This is a genomic window from Nostocoides sp. F2B08 (assembly GCF_009184895.1).
In the GTDB taxonomy this organism is placed as follows: domain Bacteria; phylum Actinomycetota; class Actinomycetes; order Actinomycetales; family Dermatophilaceae; genus F2B08.
In genome coordinates this window covers 475,477-496,625 of record NZ_WESE01000003.1, presented here as the reverse complement: position 1 = coordinate 496,625, position 21,149 = coordinate 475,477, and the positions used below count along the sequence as shown (strand labels likewise).

Sequence of the window (21,149 nt, the reverse complement as noted above, 5' to 3'; positions counted from 1 at the left end):
GCCTCGTCGTCGGTGACTGTCGTTCAAGTGTAGGAAGTCTCCGTCTGAGATGCCGATGAGCAAGGATCAGGAGGTGGTGCCCCTGTCTCGGTCAGCCCTCGTACGTCTCTGACGGGCGCTGCAGACTCGCTTTCATGCGGTCAACTGCCGCCAGGGGATCTCCGGCTCTGAGACGGTCAGCTCAGCATCGAGGGCCTTGACTGCCTCGCCGATCTCCAGGAGCCGAATGCGCACCGCGTCCCTGACGAGGGCGTCAGATACCGGCCCTCGCTCGGTGTGCGTGCGAATGGCGTGAATAGCCGCCGTGATGTCGTCGAGACGATCCCCATCGTGTCGACTCACAGGGGGATCAAGTCCCTCTGAACGTCCCGACGCACGCTGTCCCGCAGTCCAGCCTCGGGAACAAGATCGACTGCCACCCCCAGCACCGACTCCAGATCCTCCTGCAGCCTCAAGACGCCGAACAGGCTCATCCCATCCGGAAGGTCGACCAGAAGGTCGACATCGCTTCCCTCGTGGTCAACGCCACGGGCAACGCTGCCGAATAGGCGGGGGTTGCGCACGCCATGTTCGCGCAACATGCGCCGTAGGGTCTCTCGATGCATGAGGACCAGTCGCCCTGTCGGACCGCGCAGCGGCTCAACGAGGGAATGTGTCTCGGTCCCGTTCACGGATCAAGGGTACCGATCCGTGTGTCAGGAGCCCGGTCGGACACGAGAATCCGCGGGCAGGTTACAGGGTAAGCCGCCCAAGGATCGGCCGTCCGGGTGCAGTACCTGGAGGTCTCGTGGCGTGCGCGTCATGATGTACGTATGCGAACCACACTCACTCTGGACGACGATGTGGCCCGGCTTGTCGCGGAGGCGACGCGCCGGGAGAAGCGCTCGACCGAGGCAGTCGTCAACGACGCACCGAGGCACGCGCTCGCGCCAGGTGAGCCACGGCCCTACAGGGCACCGGTGTTCGACGCCGAAGTGCTTGCGGGCGTCGATGCAGGTCGACTGAACCAACTCGCCGATGAGCTCGATGACGATGTCGCGACCGAGAAGCTGGGTGCGTGATCATTCCGGACCTCAACGTCTTGGAGTGTGGCCACATCGGGGGTCCCGCCTTCTAGCCCGGAGCCGGGGTCTCGCTATGGGCGACAAGCGACACGGCAACACGCTCGAGGGTCAGGCGGCCCAGAATTCGGCCGTCGACCATGCCTGACGGGCCGAGGGCGCAGTTGCCGAGGCAGAACACCTCGGCGACCTCGATGTCGTCCTCGTCGGCGTAGGCGTCGGTGACCGACGCATACAGGCTCTCCGCACCGAGCGACTGACACGCCTCACCGCGGCAGAGGCGGATCTGGTGCTCGGACGGAGGAGTACGGCGGAAGTCGTGGTAGAAGCTGACGACTCCCAGGACCTCGGCGCGGGAGAGGTTGAGGACGTCGGCGATGACCGGGATGTCCTCGTCGGCGATGCAGCCGTGCTCGGCGACGACGTCATGAAGGATGGGCAGCAGCGGCCCACGTTCGGGGGCGTGTCGCTCGGCCAGAGCTCGCACGGACTCGGTCCGGCTCAGCACCCCGTGGGCGTGATGCGTGTCGTCCACCGCCGGCCTCCAGTCGCCCGTCGTCGCTGACGTTCCACCATTGTAGGTAGGCGGTCCAGCGGTCGGCCGGGACGACGGTCAGTCCATGTCCTCGAGCTCCTTGCCCTTGGTCTCGGGCACGAACTTGAGCACGAAGAAGAACGAGGCGAGCGCGGCGAGGGTGTAGAAGCCGTAGGCGAACCACAGGCCGATCTCGGCCATGCTCGGGAACGTCGTCGAGATGAGGAAGTTCGCGCCCCACTGGGCCGCAGCAGCCAACCCGATGGCGGTGCCCCGGATCTTGTTGTTGAACATCTCGCCGAGCAGCACCCAGACCGCCGGCCCCCACGACATGCCGAAGAAGACGACGAAGGCGTTGGCCGCGACCAGCGCGATCGGGCCTTGGCTGCCCTCGAGGACTGGAGTCAGCTGGCCGTCGTCGCCCGGCACGAGCGTCGCCTGGGAGAACACCCACGCCATGACACCCAGGCTGACGAACATGCCTGCCGAGCCGATCATGAGGAGGCGCCGTCGGCCGATGTGGTCGATGAGCGCGATGGCGACGAGCGTGACGACGATGTTGGTCACCGACGTGATCACGGTCTGCGCGAGGGCGTCCTCCTCGCTGAACCCGACCGCCTGCCACAGCGTCGAGGAGTAGTAGAAGATCACGTTGATGCCGACGAACTGCTGGAAGACCGAGAGCGCGATGCCGATCCAGACGATCGGCAGCAGACCGCCCCCGGGCTTCTTGAGGTCTGAGAAGGAGGACTTGCGGTCCAGGAGGATGGTCCGCTTGATCTCCGAGATGCGCAGGTCGACCCCGCCCTTGAGGACGGAGGAGAGGATCTGCCGGGCGCGGCCTTCCTCACCGAGGCTCACGAGGTAGCGGGGCGACTCGGGGATGGTCGCTGCGAGCACGCCGTATGCGACGGCCGGGATCGCCTCGACGAGGAACATCCACCGCCACGCGTCCAGGCCGAACCACAGCTGCTCGTTCGAGCCGCCGGCCGCCTGCGCCAGGGCGTAGTCGGAGAGGAGGGCGATGAAGATGCCGATGACGATGGCCAGCTGCTGGAGCGATCCCATCCGACCGCGGATCGCCGCGGGTGAGATCTCGGCGATATAGGCGGGGGCGATGACCGACGCCGCGCCCACGCCGAGACCGCCGATGACGCGCCAGAGGATCATGTCGACCGGGCCGAACGCGAGGCCGGAGCCGATCGCGGAGATCGTGAACAGCGCCGAGGCGAGGAACATCACCCGCAGGCGACCCCAGCGGTCGGCGAGCCGGCCGGCGAGGTAGGCGCCGGCGAGACAGCCGAGGAGCGCGGAGCTGACGACGAAGCCGGTGAGTCCGGCGTTCATGCCGAAGTCCTCGCGCATCGCGCCGACCGCGCCGTTGATGACGGCCGTGTCGAAGCCGAAGAGGAACCCGCCGAGCGCCGCGACGCTCGCGAGCTGGATCACCTTGCCGAGGTAGTAGCCCCGCTCGTCCTCAGCCGTGTCGGTCGATGGCGTCTTCGTCCACTCGCTCACCGCATACCCCTCTCGCGCCGTTGCGACGGCCGACTGCGGGAGCATCCGGCCGGGTGATCCTGCGATCCTGCCTCATGTTCGCCGCGAGCGCGCGTCGAGACGCGTCACGCCGGCGGAGGTGAGTCAGCCCGGGGGGCGCCAGACGCGCAGCCCGATATGACGGCTTGCGAGGTGGAAGTCCTTGTCGGTGGTGAGCAGTGTGTGGCCCCCGGCCATGGCGAGCTGGGCAATGAGGGCATCGACAGAACCGAGCTGCACTCCGACCCGGCTGCAGGAGTTGGCCACCGTCGCCGCCTCGACGTAGTCCTCATGAGTCGGGTCGATGAAGGCCAAGCTGTCGAATGCCGCGCGGATGGTCTCCTGCGCTCTCGCCGGGACGAATCCTCGCAGGAGCTCGAGCAGGATCATGCCGGTGGTGACTACCGAGCCGTCCCCTGTGAGCGTTCGCCGCAACACGTCGACCTCCGGCACATCTGGGGGAGTGTCGCGGCGATACGCCAGTGACCACACGCTCGTGTCAACCAGCAGTGGCATCAGGTGCCCTGCGCGAGCTGTCGGTCCCGATGGCGTCTGTCCTCCTTGTAGTCATAGGCATCATCCCAGTCGAGGGTTCCGAAAGACGTCACGATCTCAGCCTGAGCTCGACGCGCGATGAACTCCCGCAGCGCCATGGTCACGACCTCTTTCTTGGTGCGCGCTCCACTCACGGCGAGCGCCTCCTCAAGCAACTTGGGGTCCAGCGCAAGATTGGTCGCCATTGCACACCTCCATGCACACAATGCTACACAAGAGAGTGTGTCGCCTCAGGTGTACGGCGGGAGGTCAGCCGTCAGGCACCGAGAGCCGAGCGCAGTTCCTGAAGGCGGCTGCGGTACTCGTGCCGCGCCGCGAGCGCGTTGTCGAGCGAGACCGCCCGGAACCGGGTCGTGGCGCCGGGGGAGCACTGCCCGACGAGGTCCATGTCGGCGCTGATGACGGTGGCGACCATCGCATACCCACCGCCGGAGACCGCGTCACGGTGCAGGATGATCGGCTCCACTCCACCGGGCACCTGGATCGAGCCGACCGGGTAGCCGGCGTCGACGATGTTCGACGGGTCCGACCCGGCACCGAAGGGCTGCTCCCGCTCGATCCACTCCAGGGTGGGGCCGGTGTAGCGGAACCCCATCCGGTCGGCAACGGGGGTGAGCGTCCAGCTCTCGTCCAGGAACGCGGAGAGACCGGCGGGCGCGAGGCGGTAGTCGTAGAGGCCGAGCACGACCCGGACGTCGACCTCGCGGGTCCACGAGGGCCGCAGGTGCTCCGGCACCGACGTGCCCGGCGTGCCCGACCCTGAGCCGACGGGAACGGCGTCCCCGGCCGCGAGCGGGCGGCCCTGGAAGCCGCCGAAGCGGCCGATGGGATAGGTGGACCGGCTGCCCAGTGCTTCCGGGACGTCGAAGCCACCTGCGACGGCGATGTAGATCCGGGCGCCGGCCTCGAGGAACCCGAACGAGAGCTCGTCGCCGGCTGTGACCGGCACGGCCTCCCACTGCGGGACCGTCTCCCCGTTGAGCCTCGGCTCCATCGTCGCGCCGGTGACCGCGACGAGCGTGTCCTCGGTGAAGCGCAGCTTGGGGCCCATGTAGGGCGACTCGATGACGGCTGCTCCCTCGTCGTTGCCGACGAGGAGGTTGGCGATCCGCGCCGAGGCGAGGTCGAGGGCGCCACCGGGCGGGATGCCGACGTTGTAGTACCCGGGGCGGCCGAGGTCCTGGATGCTGCTGCCGAGTCCGGGCTCGATGATCTCAACGGGCATTGAGGGCCTCCAGCAGGTGCGCGTTGTAGCCGTCGGGATCGGCGAGGAAGTCCTCGAGCACGAAGGTCACCGGGGCCTGGCGGACCTTGTGCGTGCCGGCGTCCACGTCGGCACGGATCCGGTTGAACTCCTCCTCGTCGATGGGCCGGAACTTGACGATGTCACCGGGCCGGAACAGCACCATGAACTCCTCGAAGTCGGCCAGTCGCTGCTCGGGGTCGAAGATCGGCACAGGCGTGATGCCGAACATCTGGTAGCCGCCGGCGCCGCGCACCGAGTAGATGCACGAGAAGCAGCCGCCGTAGCCGACCGTCCGCTCGGGCGTGTCCGTGCGGGGTCGGAGGTACTTCGGCACCTCGAGCTGGCGCTCGCGCTCGACCATCTGGAAGAGGAACGGCAGGCCGGCGACGAAGCCGACCATCGACGCGATCCACGGGGACGAGGAGTGCGCCTCGATGAAGGCCTCCGCGGACGGCAGGCCGTTCTCGATGGCCGCGAACTCGAGGTCGTTGCCCTCGGGCCGCTGGTGCCGGTCGCGGAAGCGGGCGCCGGTCTCGTTGGTGAAGGGGTCGTTGTACCAGACCGGGATGTCGAAGATCCGCGTCTCCAGGCTGAGGTGGGGGTTGTGCGCCACGGCCGCCTCGACATCGCGGACCTGCGCCTCGAGGTCCGCGGGCGCGATGACGTCGGGGTCGAAGCGGACGAGCAGCGACGCGTTGGCCGGACAGATGTCGATGATCCCGTCCAGGCCGCGCTCGTCGAGTGCGGTGCTCATCGCCATGGCGGTGAAGTTGGCCGGAAGGCTCATCTCCTCGGAGATCTGGACCACGAGGTGCTCATCGGCTCCCCATGAGTACCGGCTCTCCCGTTCCTGTGTGGTCTCCTCGGTCGTCACGGACGTCACGTCGCCTCCTTGTCGCTGGACCCCTCGGCCCTGAGCATGTCCTCGAGATAGGTGGTGTGGTAGTCGCCCGAGCGGACCTCGGGCAGGTCGAGCAGCCTGCGCTTGAAGGCCACCGTCGTGGCGATGCCCTGGACCTCGACCTCGTCGAGGGCCCGGGCCAGTCGGGACAGCGCCTCGTCGCGGTCCCGGCCCCAGACGATGATCTTGGCGAGCATCGAGTCGTAGAACGGCGGCACGCCACGCCCCGCCTCGAAGCCCGAGTCGACCCGAACGAACGGACCTCCGGGCATCCGGAACACGTCGAGGTGCCCGGGGCTGGGGAGGAAGTCGAAGTCGGGGTTCTCGGCGTTGAGCCGCGCCTCGATGGAGTGCCCGGTGAACTGGACGTCGTCCTGGGTGATCGAGAGCGCGTTGCCGGCTGCGATGAGCAGCTGCTCCTTGACGAGGTCGTGGCCGGTGATCATCTCGGTGACTGGGTGCTCGACCTGGATGCGGGTGTTCATCTCGATGAAGAAGAACTCCTGGATGGCCGGGTCATACAGGTACTCGACCGTGCCCGCACCCGAGTACCCGACCCGCTCGGCGAGCCGCACCGCGGAGGCCGTCAGCTCCTCGCGCACGCTGTCCGGGAGTCCGGGTGCTGGAGCCTCCTCGATGACCTTCTGCCGACGCCGCTGCAGCGAGCACTCGCGCTCGCCGAAGTGGATGGCCCGCGTGCCGTCGCCGATCACCTGCACCTCGATGTGCTTCGCCCGGGCGACGAAGCGCTCGAGGTAGACCTCGCCGCTGCCGAAGGCGGCCTTCGCCTCGGCCTGGGCGACCGGCACCTGTGCGGCGAGCTCCTCGGGGTTCGCGACGATGCGGATGCCGCGACCGCCACCGCCGGCCGAGGCCTTGATCGCCAGGGGGTAGCCGACGGTCTCGGCGACCTCCCGTGCCTCGTCCAGGCCGGAGACCGGGCCGTCGGAGCCGGGGACGGTCGGCACGTCGGCGCGCTCGGCTGCCGCCCGCGCGGCCGCCTTGTCGCCCATCTGCCGGATCGCCTCCGGTGCCGGGCCGACCCACGTCAGTCCGGCGTCGATCACGCGTTGAGCGAACTCGGCGTTCTCCGACAGGAACCCGTATCCGGGGTGGACGGAGTCGGCGCCCGCCTCCTCCGCGGCGGCGAGCAGGGCGTCGACGTTCAGGTAGCTCTTGGTGGCGGACGCCGGGCCGATGACCACGTGGCTGTCGGCGTGCTCTACGTGCAGCGAGTCGACGTCGACCTCACTGCACACGGCGACGGAGCGGATGCCGAGCTCCTGGGCGGCGCGAACGATCCGCAGGGCGATCTCCCCACGGTTGGCGACGAGAAGCGTCTGCACGCCGCCGGTCACGAGGTCTCGATGGTCGCGATGTCGTCGCCCGGTCCGACGGTCGACTCGTTCTCCACGGCGAACGACGACAGGGTGCCGGCGGCCCCGGCCTTGACCTCGGCGAACTGCTTCATGACCTCGACCAGCCCGATCGTCTGCTCGGCGGTCACCTCGGCGCCTTCCTCGACGAAGACCGGGTCATCCGGTGAGGGGCGGCGGTAGAAGACACCGGGGAGGGGGGACTTCACGACGTGCTCGGGCATGTGGTTCCTTTCGTCGGTGGCCCACCGGGCCGGTTGTCAGGTTCGGAGATGGGTCAGCCGGATCCTGTTTGAGTGTTGAGAACCTCGCGGACGGCGCGGCCGACGTCGGTCGCGTTCGGGGTGTCGGAGTGCACGCAGATGCTGTCGAACTGCACCGGTATGCGGTCGCCGGTGTCGGCGAGTACGACACCTTCGGTGACGGCCAGTCGGGCGCGCTCGGTGGCGAGGTCGACCGGGGTCGCGCGGGGGCGGCGGACGATGATGAGGGAGCCGTCGGCCCGGTAGCCGAGGTCGACGTAGACCTCGCCGGTGAACGGCACCCCGCGCTCGTCGGCGACCCGCTGGTGGGTCGTGCCGGCCATGCCGAAGACCCCGACGCCGTACTGCTCGGCGACGTCGCAGACCGCGTGCATGAGGGACTCGTCGCGGGCGACCATCCCGTAGAGCGAGCCGTGCGGCTTGATGTGGTCGAGCTCGACGCCCTCGGCCTGGAGGAAGCCGACGAGCGCGCCGACCTGGTAGCGGACGATGTCGCGCGTCTCGTCGGCGTCGAGTGCCATGACCCGCCGGCCGAAGCCGATGAGATCCGGGAGCCCTGGGTGTGCGCCGATGGTGATGCCGGCGTTGGCCGCCTTCTGAACCGTCTCGCGGATGCCTGTGGGGTCGCCGGCGTGGAAGCCGCACGCGACGTTCGCCGTGTCGATGACCTCGAGGAGGGCGTCGTCGTGGCCGAAGGAGTGGATGCCGACCGCTTCGCCCATGTCGGAGTTGATCGTGAGGGGCTTCGGCGCTGCCTGCGTCTCCGTCATCGTCAGGCCACCGCCTCGACGGCCTTGACGACGGCGCGTCCGGCGAGCACGCCGGCCAGGTGGCGGCGGTACTCCGGTGTCCCGGACGGGTCGTCCGGCGGGTTGGTGCCCTCGCCGGCCGTCGCGGCTGCGGCCCGCAGCGCGTCAGTATCGGCGGCGGCCACGCCCACCAGCGCCTGCTCCGCGGCGGCCGCCCGTAGCGGGGTCGTGCCCATGTTGGTCAGCCCGATGCGGGCCTCGGCGACCTGCCCGCCCTCGACCCGGACGGCGGCGGCCACGGCGACGACGGCCCAGGCCTGGACGACCACGGTGAACTTCTCGTAGTGCGAGCCCCAGCCGTCGTGCTTCGGGATGCGGACGGCGGTGACGACCTCGCCGGGCTCGCGAGCGGTCGTGAAGTAGTCGACGAAGAAGTCACCGCCGGCGACCGTGCGGGAGCCCCGCGGGCCGGTGAGCTCGAGGCTGCCGTTCAGGGCGAGGACCGCGGCACCCATGTCGCCGGCGGGGTCGGCATGGGCCAGCGACCCGCCGATGGTTCCTCGGTAGCGGATCTGGGGGTCACCGATCGAGCCCGCTGTCTTTGCGATGAGCCCCGCGTGCTGGCGGACGAGCGGGTCGGTCGAGACCTGCCGGTGCGTGGCGCGCGCGCCGATCACCAGGTTGTCGCCGTCGTCCCGGATCTCGCGCAGGCTGTCGACGCGGCGCAGGTCGACGAGCAGGCTCGGGTCGGCCATCCGCATCCTCAGGACCGGCAGCAGCGACTGTCCGCCGCTGATGACGGTGGCGTCCTCGCCGCCGTCGCTCAGCGCCTGGACGACCTCCTCGACCGTGGTCGGGGCCACGTAGTCGAACGCGACGGGCCTCATGACGCACCACCCTTCTCACTACGAGCGGCTTGAATGGCCGACCACACCTTCAGCGGCGTGGTCGGCATCGTGATGTCGGTGACCCCGAGGGGGCGCAGGGCGTCGAGGACGCCGTTGACGATGGCGGGCGGCGCCGCGGTCGTGCCGGTCTCACCGACCGCCTTGACGCCGAGCGTGTTCGTTGTCGCGTGGGTCACCGTCGTGTCGGTGCGGTAGCGCGGGACGTCGGGGGCGTGCGGGACGAGGTAGTCGGCGAGGCTGCCGGAGGTGAGCTGGCCGTCCTCGCTGTAGCGGATCTCCTCGTACATGGCCTGCCCGATGCCCTGGGTCAGGCCGCCGTGGACCTGTCCGTCGACGATCATCGGGTTGACGAGCACGCCGACGTCCTGGACGCAGACGTAGTCGCGTAGGGTCACCTTTCCGGTCTCGGTGTCGACCTCGACGGCGGCCAAGTGAGTGCCGGTCGGGTAGGAGAAGTTCTCCGGGTCGAAGGTCGACTCGGAGTCCAGGCAGGCCTCCATGCCGTCGGGCAGGTCGTGCGCGAGCCACATGGCGAGCGCGATCTCGGGGATCGTCTTGCTCGTGTCCGTCCCGCGGACGGTGAAGGTGCCTCGGTCGTACTCGAGGTCGTTCGGGTCGGCCTCGAGCAGGTGGGCTGCGAGGGGTCGGGCCTTCTCGACGACCCGGCGCGCGGCCCCGACGATGGCCATGCCGCCGACGACGAGGGAGCGCGACCCGTAGGTGTCCATGCCCCGGGGCACGGTGGCGGTATCGCCGCTGATGAGGGTGATGTCCTCGAACGGGATGCCGAGCTCGTCCGAGACGAGCTGCGCGAACGCGGTGGCGTGTCCCTGCCCGTGCGGCGTCGTCCCGGCAGCGACCTCGACCTTGCCCGTCGGCAGCATCCGGATGCTCGCGTGCTCCCAGCCGCCGGAGCCGTAGTTGAGCGACCCGAGGACCCGACTCGGCGCGAGACCGGACAGCTCGACGAAGGTGCACACCCCGATCCCGAGCTGGACCGGATCGTTCGACTCCCGGCGGCGGGCCTGCTCGGCCCGCAGCCCGTCGTAGTCGAAGAGCTCGAGGGCCCGGTCCGTTGCCTGGTCGTAGTTCCCGGAGTCGTACGTGAGGCCGGCGACCGTCGCATACGGGAACTCGTCCGGGTTGATCCAGTTGCGGCGGCGGACCTCGATCGGGTCCAACCCGAGCTCGACGGCGAGCTCGTCCATCATCCGCTCGATCCCGAACGTCGCCTCGGGCTTGCCGGCGCCGCGGTAGGCGTCGGTCATCACCTTGTTCGTGAAGACGTCGGTGCAGAAGAACCTGTACGCCGGGATCTTGTAGATGCCGTTGAACATGAAGCCGCCGAGCAGCGGGATGCCGGCGGTGAGGATGCCGAGGTAGGCGCCCATGTCGGCGACGAGGTCGACGTCGAAGGCCGTGATCGTGCCGTCCTTGCGGGCGGCGAGAGTGAGGCGCTGGACCTGGTCGCGGGCGTGGTGGGCCGACTGCATCGACTCCATCCTCGTCTCGGTGTACTTCACCGGAAGCTGCAGACGGAGCGCGATGAGGAGGACCAGCGCCTCCTCGCGGGTGGCCTGGAGCTTGCCGCCGAAGCCGCCGCCGACGTCCGGGGCGATGACGCGGAGCTCGTGCTCGTCGACCGGCTGCGTCATCGCCAGGAGGATCCGCAGGATGTGCGGCACCTGGGTCGCGGACCACATCGTCACCTGCTCGGCCGTCGGGTCGACGACGATGGAGCGGGGCTCGACGAAGGCGGGCGTGATCCGGTTCTGGCGGAGGGTGCGGCGGATGACGACCTGGTCCGGGTCGGCCTCGGCGGCCCGGATGGCCTCCTCGACGTCGCCTCCGGTCCCGAGCGCGACGGAGTCCATGCCCCACGTCGCGCACACGTTCGTGCCGAGCTCGGGGTGGACAAGTGGCGAGTCCGCCTCGAGGGCGGCGATCGGGTCCATGACGACCAGCAGCTCGTCGTAGGAGACGTCGACCATGCCGGCCGCGTCGTCGGCGGCGTCCTTGCTCGTGGCGGCGACGACGGCGACGACATCGCCGACGTGCTTGACCGTGCCCACTGCCAGCGGCATGAGACTGGGGACCTTGAGGTTGTCGCTCACGGTCCAGGCGATCGGCATGGCGCCCTGCTCGGGCAGGTCCTCGCCGGTCCAGACCCCGACGACGCCAGGGGCGGCGGCCGCCTCCGTCGTGTCGATCCCGGTGATGGTCGCGTTCGCGACGGGGGAGCGGACCAGGGCCAGATGCACCATGCCGGGCAGCTCGAGGTTGTCCGTCCAGCGGGTGCGTCCGGTCAGCAACCGCCGGTCCTCCTTGCGGAGCCGGGACTGGCCGACCTCGGCGGTGTCGGGGCGGTCGGCGGTGGTCGTCATGACGCCACCCCCGCAGGCTCGGCGATGCTGCTCTGGTTCGCGCCGTAGGAGTCGCTCATGGCCTGCGAGGCCGCCATGACGGCATCGACGATGCCCTGGTATCCGGTGCAGCGGCACATGTTGCCCTCCATGCCGTGCCGGACCTCCTCCTCGGTGGGCGTCGGGTTCTCGCTCAGAAGACAGACAGCGCGCATGAGCATCCCCGGAGTGCAGTACCCGCACTGCAGGCCGTGGTGCTCGTGGAAGGCCTGCTGGATCGGATGCAGGGTCCCATCCGGCTGGGCCAGGCCCTGGACGGTGTCCACCGTGGACCCGTCGGCCTGGACGGCGAGCACGGAGCACGACTTCACGCTCTCGCCGTCGAGCAGCACCGTGCAGGCGCCGCAGTTGCTCGTGTCGCAGCCGACCACGGTGCCCACCTTGCCCAGCTGTTCGCGCAGGGCGTGCACGAGCAACGTGCGAGGCTCCACCTCCGCCGTCCGCTCGACGTTGTCGACTGTGAGTCTGATCGAAACCATGACGCTCCTCGGCAGGTGCTCCTCGCCGGCCGACACTGGCCGGTAAGGAGACTGTGGCCGCAATCACGTCCGGGGTCAATAGGCTGCTATTCGCCCTTGGCGAATGGTTCTGTGCTAGCGCGGAATCGGCTCTGGCGGCATGCGTTCACCCTTCCCAGATGGCGAGCTCATCGCAGGCGAGCGGGCCGAGGAAGCTGTCCGGCACGCTGTAGGGGACGAACCCGCGTTCGCGTTCCGCTACGGGGCCAAGCGACACGAGCCTCACCACGGGCAACGAGTCCCGCGTGATGATGACCTCTTCGCCCCTCTCGGCAGCTGCGATGAGGGCAGAGAGGTGGGTCTTCGCGTGTTCCACACTGACCATCGCCACAAAATCAAGGGTACGTACCGAGGAGCAGATGTCACTGGGCAATTGGGACCCTGAGCGCGTCGCTGGTACCTTTGTTGATTGGCCCGAGTGGGCCCTGCCGTCAGAACGGCCGCGGATCGAGAGAGCCCCGGTGAACCAGCCCGGGCGCGCCGCGCAACGATGAGAGAACAAGGAGTCAGTCGCCCATGCCTTTGAGCGCAGACGTCAAGAAGCAGATCATGGCCGAGTACGCCACCGTCGAGGGTGACACCGGCTCCCCCGAGGTCCAGATCGCCCTGCTCACGCAGCGGATCAAGGACCTCACCGAGCACTCGCGCGAGCACAAGCACGACCACCACAGCCGTCGTGGTCTGCTGCTCCTCGTCGGTCAGCGCCGCCGCCTGCTGCGCTACCTCGAGAGCGTCGATGTCGAGCGCTACCGTTCGCTCATCAAGCGCCTCGGACTGCGCCGATAAGTATTGCCGGGAGCGGCCCCATCGTGGGCCGCTTCTCGCGTATCGGTGGGCGTGCCGGCTCAGGCCGGCCACCGCATACCCGATCGGCACAGCCGGCCCACAACTGAACAGTCACACCCGGGTCACCCCACCTCGTGCACAACGACGATGCACGCAGGCACGAATGAGAAAAAGAACGGAGGGCCCATGGAGGGTCCAGACATCACTTTCGCCGAGGCCACGATCGACAACGGTCGCTTCGGCACCCGCAAGGTCCGGTTCGAGACCGGCCGCCTCGCTCGTCAGGCCGGGGGCGCCGTCAGCGCGTACCTCGATGACGACACCATGCTCCTGGCGACGACCACCGCGAGTGGATCTCCGCGCGAGCACTTCGACTTCTTCCCCCTGACCGTCGACGTCGAGGAGCGGATGTATGCGGCAGGCCGGATCCCCGGCAGCTTCTTCCGCCGCGAGGGTCGCCCCAGCACCGAGGCCATCCTCACCTGCCGCCTGATCGACCGCCCGCTGCGCCCGTCCTTCACCAAGGGCCTGCGCAACGAGGTCCAGGTCGTCATCACCGTCCTCGCGCTCAACCCCGACGTCCAGTACGACGTCCTCGCGATCAACGCCGCCTCCGCGGCCACCCAGATCTCCGGCCTGCCGTTCTCCGGCCCGATCGGCGGCGTCCGCGTCAGCCTGATCGACGGCCAGTGGGTCGCCTTCCCGAACTTCTCCGACATCGAGCGCTCGACCTTCGACATGGTCGTCGCCGGTCGGGTCGTCGGTGACGACGTCGCGATCATGATGGTCGAGGCCGAGGCCACCACCTCGACCTGGGACCTCGTGCGCAACCAGGGCAAGACCGCTCCCACCGAGGAGGTCGTCGCCGAGGGTCTCGAGGCCGCCAAGGGCTTCATCCGGGTCCTGTGCGACGCGCAGGCCCAGCTCGCCTCCGAGGCCGCCAAGCCGGTCGAGGAGTTCCCGGTCTTCCTCGACTACACCGACGACGTCTACGGCGCCGTCGAGACGCTCGCGACCAAGGACGGCCGCCTCGCCGAGATCCTCTCGATCGCCGGCAAGCAGGAGCGCGAGGACGCGATCAACACGCTCAAGTCCGAGATCCACCTCGAGCTGGTCAGCGACTACGACCCCGAGTCCGGCCAGGGCCGGCAGGGCGAGTTCGCCAGCCGTCAGAAGGAGGTCTCCGCCGCATACCGCGCCGTGCAGAAGAAGCTCATCCGCGAGCGGATCCTGCGCGACCAGGTGCGCATCGACGGCCGTGGCCTCGCGGACATCCGCGCGCTCTCGGCCGAGGTCGAGGTGCTCCCGCGGGTGCACGGCTCGGCGATCTTCGAGCGTGGCGAGACCCAGATCCTCGGCGTGACGACACTGAACATGCTCCGCATGGAGCAGCAGCTCGACACGCTCTCGCCCGAGACGCGCAAGCGCTACATGCACAACTACAACTTCCCGCCGTACAGCACCGGTGAGACCGGCCGCGTCGGATCCCCGAAGCGCCGCGAGATCGGCCACGGGGCGCTCGCCGAGCGGGCTCTGCTGCCGGTCCTACCGACGCGTGAGGAGTTCCCCTACGCGATCCGTCAGGTGTCCGAGGCGCTGAGCTCGAACGGCTCGACGTCGATGGGCTCGGTCTGTGCGTCCACGCTGTCGCTGATGAACGCGGGTGTGCCGCTGCGCGCGCCGGTCGCGGGCATCGCGATGGGTCTGGTCTCGGCCGAGGTCGACGGCGAGATGAAGTACGCCGCGCTCACCGACATCCTCGGAGCGGAGGACGCCTTCGGTGACATGGACTTCAAGGTCGCCGGCACCAAGGAGTTCGTCACGGCGATCCAGCTCGACACCAAGCTCGACGGCATCCCCGCCGACGTGCTCGGCGGGGCGCTGACCCAGGCGCGCGACGCTCGTCTGCACATCCTCGATGTCATGGCCGAGGCGATCGACGCGCCGGACGAGATGAGCCCGTTCGCTCCGCGCGTCATCTCGGTGACCGTGCCGGTCGACAAGATCGGCGAGGTCATCGGCCCGAAGGGCAAGATGATCAACCAGATCCAGGAGGAGACCGGCGCGCAGATCTCCATCGAGGACGACGGCACCGTCTACATCGGCGCGACCGACGGTCCGTCGGCCGAGGCCGCACGGGCGATGATCAACTCGATCGCCAACCCGCAGATGCCCGAGGTCGGCGAGCGGTTCCTCGGCACGGTCGTCAAGACGACAACGTTCGGCGCGTTCGTCTCGCTGCTGCCCGGCAAGGACGGCCTGCTGCACATCTCCGAGGTGCGCAAGCTCGTCGGCGGGAAGCGCATCGACGCGGTCGAGGACGTGCTGGCCGTCGGCCAGAAGGTCCAGGTCGAGCTCAAGGAGATCGACCCGCGCGGCAAGCTCAGCCTGGCGGCCGTCATCGCCGAGGGCGAGGGCGAGTCCGAGGGTGGCGCCGAGGGCGCTGCTGACGGTGGCGCTGAGGCCGGCTCCGACTCGGGTGAGGGCGACGAGCGTCCGGCCCGTGAGGAGGGTGGTGAGCGCGAGGAGCGCTCCGAGCGGCGCGAGCGGCACGAGGGCGGGCACGGTGACCGTGAGCGTCGCCACCGCCGTCGTCGTGGCGGCAACCGTGGCCACGGTGGCCAGCACGGTGAGGGTGGAAGCGGCGAGTAGTCGCTGAGCTTCCCGACTCGAGTGGAGGTGTCATCGCCCGGGTTTCCGGGCGAAGGCACCTCCACTTGTCTATGTGGCGGTTCCGATCGGCCGGCTCATGGATCGGTCCGACCCGTAGGCTGACCGGGTGCCGATCAGACTGCCATCGAGCCTTCGACCTGACCGGGTCAAGCAGGCGATGCGGTCTCCGTATGCGGCGCCGGTGCGTGGCGCATACCGGCTCGTGACCGCGGCCAACCTTGGGCTCGTGCGGGTGGTCGACGCTCGGCGAGCGCCGAGCCGAACGGCCGCTGACCGGCAGGAGGTCGCCGAGCGGGTGACCATCGCGGTCAAGACCTTCGAGCGGCCGGCGATGATCCGGCGGTTCCTCCGTTCGGCCAGGCGCGTGTTCGATGGTCGGATCGTCGTCGCCGACGACTCGCGGCAGCCGGTCGGCCCCTCGGGCCCTTGGGTCGACGTCATTGCGCTGCCGTTCAACTCCGGAGTAGCAGTGGGGCGTAACGCCGCTCTGGCTGCTGTGGAGACCGAGTTCGTCTTCGTTTGCGACGACGACATCGTCCTCACCGCGCTGACCGATCTTGCCGTCCTGATGGACTACCTCGACCACAACCCGCAGGTCGACATCGTCGGGGTCGCCCTCGTCGACCTGCCGGTGCGCAAGCTCGTCGACCGGAGCACGAGTCCGCTCTTCGCCGGGGCGGGTGAGCCGCGCATACCGCTGGGGACGGTGATCGACGAGCTGCCCGTGGTCGGCAAGGTGGCCCAGGTGTACCTGGGGAGGACGGAGGCCGTGCGCGCGGTGGGCTGGGACGAGCGGCTGCGGATGGTCGACCACCGCGACTTCTTCAGCCGGGCGAGCGGCCGGCTCGTCACCGTCCAGCACGACCGGGTGCTCGCCTACCACGCGCAGACCCCCTTCGACGCCTCGTACGCCCGATACCGTGAGGACGTCGCCGACGACCTGACCTATCTGGGTCGCAAATGGTCCCCGACCGCGGGCCGTTCGGACGACACCTGATCCCGAGCCACGAAGGAGTGCGCATGACGACCGCAGAGGTGATTCACGAGGGATTGGCGTTCGGAGAGGGGCCGCGGAGGCGGGACGGGCGGCTTTGGTTCTCCGACTTCTACAGGCACGGCGTCTTCACCCTCGACCCCGACGGGGTCGAGACCAAGGTGGTCGACGTGCCCGGACAGCCGTCCGGGCTCGGGTGGCTTCCCGACGGCCGGCTCATCGTCTCGAGCATGACCGACCGCAAGGTGCTGCGACTCGAGCCGGACGGAAGCCTCGTCGAGCATGCCGACCTGAGCAGCCTCGCGGGTTTCCACGTCAACGACCTTCTGTGTGACTGTCAGGGAAGGGCCTACGTGGGCAACTTCGGCTACGACCTCCACGCCGACATGGCCCAGCGTGAGATCCCGACGATCCTCGCCGACGAGACCGCCGGTGCCACGAGCCTGGCGCTCGTGCACCCGGACGGGACGGTCGACGTCGCGGCCGAGTCGGTGCGCTTCCCGAATGGTATGGCGCTCATCGACGACGGACGCACGCTCGTGCTCGCCGAGACGCTGCGGATGCAGCTGACCGCGTTCGACGTCGCCGAGGACGGCAGCCTGTCGAACCGCCGTGTCTTCGCCTCGACCGCCGAGCAGATGGCCGCCCCCGACGGCATCTGCGCGGACCCCGACGGCGGGATCTGGGTCGCGACCGCGCTGACGCCGACCGTCCTGCGGTTCGCCGAGGGCGGCGAGGTGACCGGTTCGGTGGAGACCAGCCAGATCGCCTATGCGTGCGCCATGGGCGGGGAGAGGGGTCGGACGCTGTATGCGATGACCGCCCCGTCGAGTGAGCCGTCGGTCGTCGACGGTCAGCGGCACGGCCGGATCGAGGCGGCCGAGGTATAGCCCGCTTCTTCCGTCCGCGGGTCTACCGGAAGTTGTCGTGAGGTCCGTGAACGGCGCTCTATCCTGGCGAGATGGGGAGGCAGCAGCGAGAGGCGGATCCCGCCCGACAAGAAGCAGTCGCTAATCGGGTCGAACTTGAACAGCGCACGACCCACCCTCGGCTTGTGCCTCGAACGCATCATCTTGGTCTCAAGGTCGACGTCGACGACGTGGCGGCGGCACTGGAGATGCTTGACGAGTCAGATGAACCTCGCCCGACGTCGTAACGCCCGCAAGTATCGCTCCCGGCCTGGATAGGCTGGCGAGCGTGAGCGCAGAGATCGCCGTCGCCGTCATCGGAGCAGCCGGAAAGATGGGTTCGGAGGTCTGTCGGGCAGTCGAGGCCGCCGAGGGTCTCAGGCTTGTCGGCCGGTACGACCAGGGCGACGAGCTCGGGGATCTCGCCGGCGCCGATGTCGTCGTCGAGTTCTCCGTCCCCGACGCCTCCCTGGGCAACGTGCTGCACTGCGTTGGCGAGGGAGTGCACGTGGTCGTCGGCACCACCGGCTGGGACGACGCGCGCCTCGCCGAGCTCGAGTCCGCCCTCGCCGAGCGGCCCGGGGTCGGAGTGCTCATCGCGCCGAACTTCGCGATCGGCGCGATCCTCATGATGGCCTTTGCCGCGAAGGCCGCTCGGTTCTACGAGTCGGTCGAGATCATCGAGCTGCACCACCCGAACAAGGTCGATGCCCCGTCGGGGACGGCGGCGCGGACAGCGCGGTTGATCGGGGAGGCGAGAACCGCATACGACATGGGACCGGTTCCGGACGCCACTGCGCACGATCCTGATGGCGCCAGAGGCGCGACGGTCGAGGGCGTGCACGTGCACAGCGTGCGCCTTCGCGGGCTCGTGGCCCACCAGGAGGTCCTGTTCGGCACCGCGGGGGAGCAGCTGACGATCCGGCACGACTCCTTCGACCGGGTCTCGTTCATGCCCGGAGTGATAGAGGCGGTCCGGCAGGTGGCCGACCATCCGGGCCTCACGGTTGGTCTCGAGCACTACCTCGGACTGGGTGACTGAGCCATGCGAGCGCTCGAGAGATTCGGTGTCCCGGGCATCGGACCGGAGGACGTGCTGCTGACCGCGGATGGCGACCGGGTGCTGACCGGGACGAACGACGGGTCCATCTGGTCCGTGGCCACCGACGGATCCGTGATCGAACGGATCACCCAGACCGGTGGGCGGCCGCTCGGGCTCGAGTGGCTCACTGACGGGCGGCTGCTCGTCTGCGACGCCCATGCCGGTCTCCTGGCGGTGGAGACCCGGGGTGGCGCCATCGAGGCGCTCGTGACAACCGTCGACGGTCAGGCGCTGCGCTTCACGAACAACGCTGCCGTGGCGGAGGACGGGACCATCTACTTCAGCGACAGCACGCGGCACTACACCGTCGAGGACTGGAAGTCGGACCTCATCATGCACACGATGAGCGGCCGGCTGCTTCGACGTCGACCCGATGGGCAGGTCGACACTGTCCTCGACGGAGTCGGCTTCGCCAACGGTGTGGCGCTGACTGCGGACGGCTCCCAGGTATGGGTCGCCGAGCTCGCCCTGCGCCGGATCCGGCGACTGACCGCCGACGGACGCGAGCTGGCAGCGATCACCGAACTCCCGGGATACCCGGACAACATCGCGCTCGGCTCGGACGGCCTGGTGTGGGTCGCGATCGCCTCGCCGCCGGATGCGACCTTGAGCTTCCTCCAGGGACGCGGAGCGCGTCTGCGACCCGCCGTGCTGCGGCTCCCTGAGGCGGTCAAGCCGGCACCGAAGCGGACGGTGCGGGTGCAGGCGTACGACTCCACCGGTCGTCTCGTCCACGACCTCTCGGCGGATGCCGCTGAATGGCACATGGTGACCGGTGTTCGGGAGCACGATGGGCGTGTCTGGCTGGGGTCGCTCGTCGAGACCTCGATCGCGGTGATGAGCGTGGCCGGCGGTGCCGCATGATCCTCTCCGAGGTGCGGGGTCGCGTCGGCGTCGTGACGATCGACCGGCACGAGCGACGCAATGCGCTCGACCTCGAGCACGTGGAGGACCTGCGCGACGCGGTCGACGCCCTCGTGGGCGAGGGCGTGCGAGCCATGGTCATCACCGGAGCGGGCAGCTCGTTCTGCTCCGGGGCCGACCTGGGCGGGGTGTACGGCCCCGGGTTCCGCGACGCCCTCTACGTCACCCTCGATGCCATCTCGTCTGCGCCGATGCCGGTCATCGCCGCGGTAAACGGCCCCGCCATCGGGGCCGGCACCCAGGTGGCCATCGCCTGCGACCTGCGCGTCGCGGCGCCCTCGGCGAAGTTCGCCATCCCGACGGCGCGCAACGGTCTCGCCGTCGATCCCTGGACGATCCGGCGGTTGGCGCTCATCGCCGGGGGAGGCGCAGCGCGTGCCATTCTGCTCGGGTGCGAGCAGCTCGACGACCGTCGGGCCTACGACCGGGGACTCGTCGACCGGCTGGGCTCGGTCCACGACGCCATGGAGTGGGCGGAAGACCTGGCGACCGCGGCTCCTTTGACGCTCGCCTACTCGAAGCGTGTGCTGGAATCGATGTTCGAGCCTCGGCCGTGGGCGGAGGACCTCGACGACGACTTCGCCGCGGTCTGGGAGAGCGAGGACGTCGAAGAGGGCGTTCGCGCTCGACTCGAGAAGCGGAAGCCAGACTTCCAGGGGCGCTGAGCGTCACTTGGTTGTGCTGAGGTACCGGCCAAGCGCTCGTCGTCGGCGCCGGACGTGCTACTTTCGGGCCAAACGGTCGGACCTGTCTGCGGAGGCTGACAGCTGCTGCTACATTGTGCGTGACCGTAGGGGATTCTTAAAGGAGAAGCCAGGATTATGCCAACGTCAGAACCGCGAAGCATCTCGCGACGTACCCTCACTAAGGGTGCCGCGTGGTCTGTGCCCGCCCTTCCGATCATTGCCGCGGCCCCAGCGATGGCAGCCTCAGCGTGCATCCCCCAGTTCACGGTGGACATCGAGCAGTCGTTCAAGTGTTGCAACGGACCCATTAAGAACATGAAGCTCGTCATCGACATCACTGACACGGGCAACTGCGTCGGCGCGACGACGGAGATCTGCATCGACAACGTGACGCTTGGGAACAACGGCACCATTTCAGACGTCGTATTCGACGGGGATCAGTGCACCACCGAAGGCGGTTCGGTCACGGTCTACCTCCTCGACGTATCGAACTGCACTGTTAATCTGCTGGTCTTCTACTCGGTGGGTGGGGTGCCCGCAGCGGCTCCGGTTCCGTTGCAGAGCGGCAACATCCCCAGCGGCAACACCGACGCTGCTTGCCAGCCACCTCCTCCGCCTGCCTGAGGCGCGCTCCAGCGGTAGCCCAACCCCACGTTCAAGTCTCTCTGTGTGGACCCGTTTCGACCATTCGGCACGGGGTCACATTGGTTCCTCTCCCTCTCGGACTGGTGGCTGCGAGCCGGAGGCATCGGTGGCGAACGTCTGGGGGACTCGTCGACCGGCTGGGATGGGTCCACGACGCCATGGAGTGGGCTGAGGACCTCGCAACGGCGGCTCCCTTGACGCTCGCCTACTCCAAGCGGGTTCTTGAATCCATGTTCCCGCCTCGGCCGTGGGCGGAGGACCTCGACGACGACTTCGCCGCGGTCTGGGAGAGCGAGGATGTCGAGGAGGGCGTCCGGGCTCGGGTCGACAAGCGGAAGCCGGACTTCCAGGGGCGCTGAG

25 protein-coding genes are annotated in these 21,149 nt (G+C 68.8%); 10 read left to right on the top strand and 15 right to left on the bottom strand.

The window, feature by feature from the left end:
* Positions 1–132 precede the first annotated feature (132 nt).
* Together GA707_RS09765 and GA707_RS09760 are read right to left on the bottom strand one after the other, a co-directional pair.
* A complete protein-coding gene (locus GA707_RS09765) occupies positions 133–342 on the bottom strand; it encodes a DUF86 domain-containing protein (RefSeq protein WP_152178214.1) in 210 nt (69 codons plus the stop codon).
* Complete coding sequence (locus GA707_RS09760) at positions 339–671, bottom strand: nucleotidyltransferase family protein (RefSeq protein ID WP_226963674.1); 333 nt, start codon at positions 669–671, stop codon at positions 339–341. Before GA707_RS09760 ends, GA707_RS09765 begins: the two co-directional genes overlap by 4 nt.
* 141 nt (positions 672–812) lie before the next feature.
* Here GA707_RS09760 and GA707_RS09755 point away from each other — a divergent pair, with 141 nt between their 5' ends.
* Positions 813–1,061: an antitoxin gene (locus GA707_RS09755; RefSeq protein ID WP_152178213.1), complete on the top strand. Its 249-nt coding sequence runs from the start codon at positions 813–815 to the stop codon at positions 1,059–1,061.
* 52 nt (positions 1,062–1,113) lie between these two features.
* Here GA707_RS09755 and GA707_RS09750 read toward each other — a convergent pair whose 3' ends face one another.
* The 13 genes from GA707_RS09750 to GA707_RS09690 form a co-directional block, all read right to left on the bottom strand.
* Positions 1,114–1,596 carry an NAD(P)H-dependent oxidoreductase subunit E gene (locus GA707_RS09750; protein WP_193315255.1) on the bottom strand — a complete coding sequence of 161 codons (483 nt, stop codon included), beginning with the start codon at positions 1,594–1,596 and terminating at the stop codon, positions 1,114–1,116.
* Positions 1,597–1,674: 78 nt separating this feature from the next.
* The gene (locus GA707_RS09745; protein WP_152178212.1) at positions 1,675–3,159 is read right to left on the bottom strand and encodes a sugar porter family MFS transporter; all 1,485 of its coding nucleotides are present in this window, start codon (positions 3,157–3,159) and stop codon (positions 1,675–1,677) included.
* 78 nt (positions 3,160–3,237) lie between these two features.
* Entirely contained in the window at positions 3,238–3,648 is a 411-nt protein-coding gene (locus GA707_RS09740) for a PIN domain-containing protein (protein WP_152178211.1), read from the bottom strand.
* Complete coding sequence (locus GA707_RS09735) at positions 3,648–3,872, bottom strand: type II toxin-antitoxin system VapB family antitoxin (protein WP_152178210.1); 225 nt, start codon at positions 3,870–3,872, stop codon at positions 3,648–3,650. The genes GA707_RS09740 and GA707_RS09735 overlap by 1 nt, the downstream gene beginning before the upstream one ends.
* A gap of 71 nt (positions 3,873–3,943) precedes the next feature.
* The gene (locus tag GA707_RS09730; protein WP_152178209.1) at positions 3,944–4,912 is read right to left on the bottom strand and encodes a biotin-dependent carboxyltransferase family protein; all 969 of its coding nucleotides are present in this window, start codon (positions 4,910–4,912) and stop codon (positions 3,944–3,946) included.
* Entirely contained in the window at positions 4,902–5,816 is a 915-nt protein-coding gene (locus GA707_RS09725) for an allophanate hydrolase subunit 1 (RefSeq protein ID WP_226963673.1), read from the bottom strand. Before GA707_RS09725 ends, GA707_RS09730 begins: the two co-directional genes overlap by 11 nt.
* Positions 5,813–7,192 carry an acetyl-CoA carboxylase biotin carboxylase subunit gene (locus GA707_RS09720; RefSeq protein WP_193315254.1) on the bottom strand — a complete coding sequence of 460 codons (1,380 nt, stop codon included), beginning with the start codon at positions 7,190–7,192 and terminating at the stop codon, positions 5,813–5,815. Before GA707_RS09720 ends, GA707_RS09725 begins: the two co-directional genes overlap by 4 nt.
* Positions 7,189–7,434 carry an acetyl-CoA carboxylase gene (locus GA707_RS09715; protein ID WP_152178208.1) on the bottom strand — a complete coding sequence of 82 codons (246 nt, stop codon included), beginning with the start codon at positions 7,432–7,434 and terminating at the stop codon, positions 7,189–7,191. Before GA707_RS09715 ends, GA707_RS09720 begins: the two co-directional genes overlap by 4 nt.
* Positions 7,435–7,487: 53 nt before the next feature.
* On the bottom strand, positions 7,488–8,243 hold the full coding sequence (locus GA707_RS09710) for a 5-oxoprolinase subunit PxpA (protein WP_226963672.1): 756 nt from the start codon (positions 8,241–8,243) through the stop codon (positions 7,488–7,490).
* A 2-nt stretch (positions 8,244–8,245) separates the two neighbouring features.
* Positions 8,246–9,109: a xanthine dehydrogenase family protein subunit M gene (locus GA707_RS09705; RefSeq protein ID WP_152178207.1), complete on the bottom strand. Its 864-nt coding sequence runs from the start codon at positions 9,107–9,109 to the stop codon at positions 8,246–8,248.
* A complete protein-coding gene (locus tag GA707_RS09700) occupies positions 9,106–11,514 on the bottom strand; it encodes a xanthine dehydrogenase family protein molybdopterin-binding subunit (protein ID WP_152178206.1) in 2,409 nt (802 codons plus the stop codon). Before GA707_RS09700 ends, GA707_RS09705 begins: the two co-directional genes overlap by 4 nt.
* Positions 11,511–12,032: a (2Fe-2S)-binding protein gene (locus tag GA707_RS09695; RefSeq protein WP_152178205.1), complete on the bottom strand. Its 522-nt coding sequence runs from the start codon at positions 12,030–12,032 to the stop codon at positions 11,511–11,513. The genes GA707_RS09700 and GA707_RS09695 overlap by 4 nt, the downstream gene beginning before the upstream one ends.
* 145 nt (positions 12,033–12,177) lie before the next feature.
* Entirely contained in the window at positions 12,178–12,396 is a 219-nt protein-coding gene (locus GA707_RS09690) for a type II toxin-antitoxin system Phd/YefM family antitoxin (protein WP_226963693.1), read from the bottom strand.
* A gap of 191 nt (positions 12,397–12,587) precedes the next feature.
* On the opposite strand from GA707_RS09690, the gene rpsO reads away from it, so the two are divergent.
* The 9 genes from rpsO (at position 12,588) to GA707_RS09645 (ending at position 21,148) form a co-directional block, all read left to right on the top strand.
* Positions 12,588–12,857, top strand: coding sequence for a 30S ribosomal protein S15 (gene rpsO / locus GA707_RS09685; RefSeq protein ID WP_152178203.1), 270 nt, complete (start codon positions 12,588–12,590; stop codon positions 12,855–12,857).
* A gap of 186 nt (positions 12,858–13,043) precedes the next feature.
* A complete protein-coding gene (locus tag GA707_RS09680) occupies positions 13,044–15,509 on the top strand; it encodes a polyribonucleotide nucleotidyltransferase (protein ID WP_152178202.1) in 2,466 nt (821 codons plus the stop codon).
* 127 nt (positions 15,510–15,636) lie between these two features.
* Positions 15,637–16,527: a glycosyltransferase family 2 protein gene (locus GA707_RS09675; RefSeq protein ID WP_152178201.1), complete on the top strand. Its 891-nt coding sequence runs from the start codon at positions 15,637–15,639 to the stop codon at positions 16,525–16,527.
* Between the two features lie 23 nt (positions 16,528–16,550).
* Entirely contained in the window at positions 16,551–17,414 is an 864-nt protein-coding gene (locus tag GA707_RS09670) for an SMP-30/gluconolactonase/LRE family protein (RefSeq protein ID WP_152178200.1), read from the top strand.
* A 307-nt stretch (positions 17,415–17,721) separates the two neighbouring features.
* Entirely contained in the window at positions 17,722–18,474 is a 753-nt protein-coding gene (gene dapB / locus GA707_RS09665; protein WP_152178199.1) for a 4-hydroxy-tetrahydrodipicolinate reductase, read from the top strand.
* 3 nt (positions 18,475–18,477) lie between these two features.
* On the top strand, positions 18,478–19,398 hold the full coding sequence (locus GA707_RS09660; RefSeq protein WP_152178198.1) for an SMP-30/gluconolactonase/LRE family protein: 921 nt from the start codon (positions 18,478–18,480) through the stop codon (positions 19,396–19,398).
* Positions 19,395–20,123, top strand: coding sequence for an enoyl-CoA hydratase (locus tag GA707_RS09655; protein ID WP_152178197.1), 729 nt, complete (start codon positions 19,395–19,397; stop codon positions 20,121–20,123). Before GA707_RS09660 ends, GA707_RS09655 begins: the two co-directional genes overlap by 4 nt.
* A gap of 336 nt (positions 20,124–20,459) precedes the next feature.
* Positions 20,460–20,768 carry a hypothetical protein gene (locus tag GA707_RS09650; protein WP_152178196.1) on the top strand — a complete coding sequence of 103 codons (309 nt, stop codon included), beginning with the start codon at positions 20,460–20,462 and terminating at the stop codon, positions 20,766–20,768.
* A gap of 179 nt (positions 20,769–20,947) precedes the next feature.
* A complete protein-coding gene (locus tag GA707_RS09645) occupies positions 20,948–21,148 on the top strand; it encodes a hypothetical protein (protein ID WP_152178195.1) in 201 nt (66 codons plus the stop codon).
* Position 21,149: the final 1 nt, after the last annotated feature.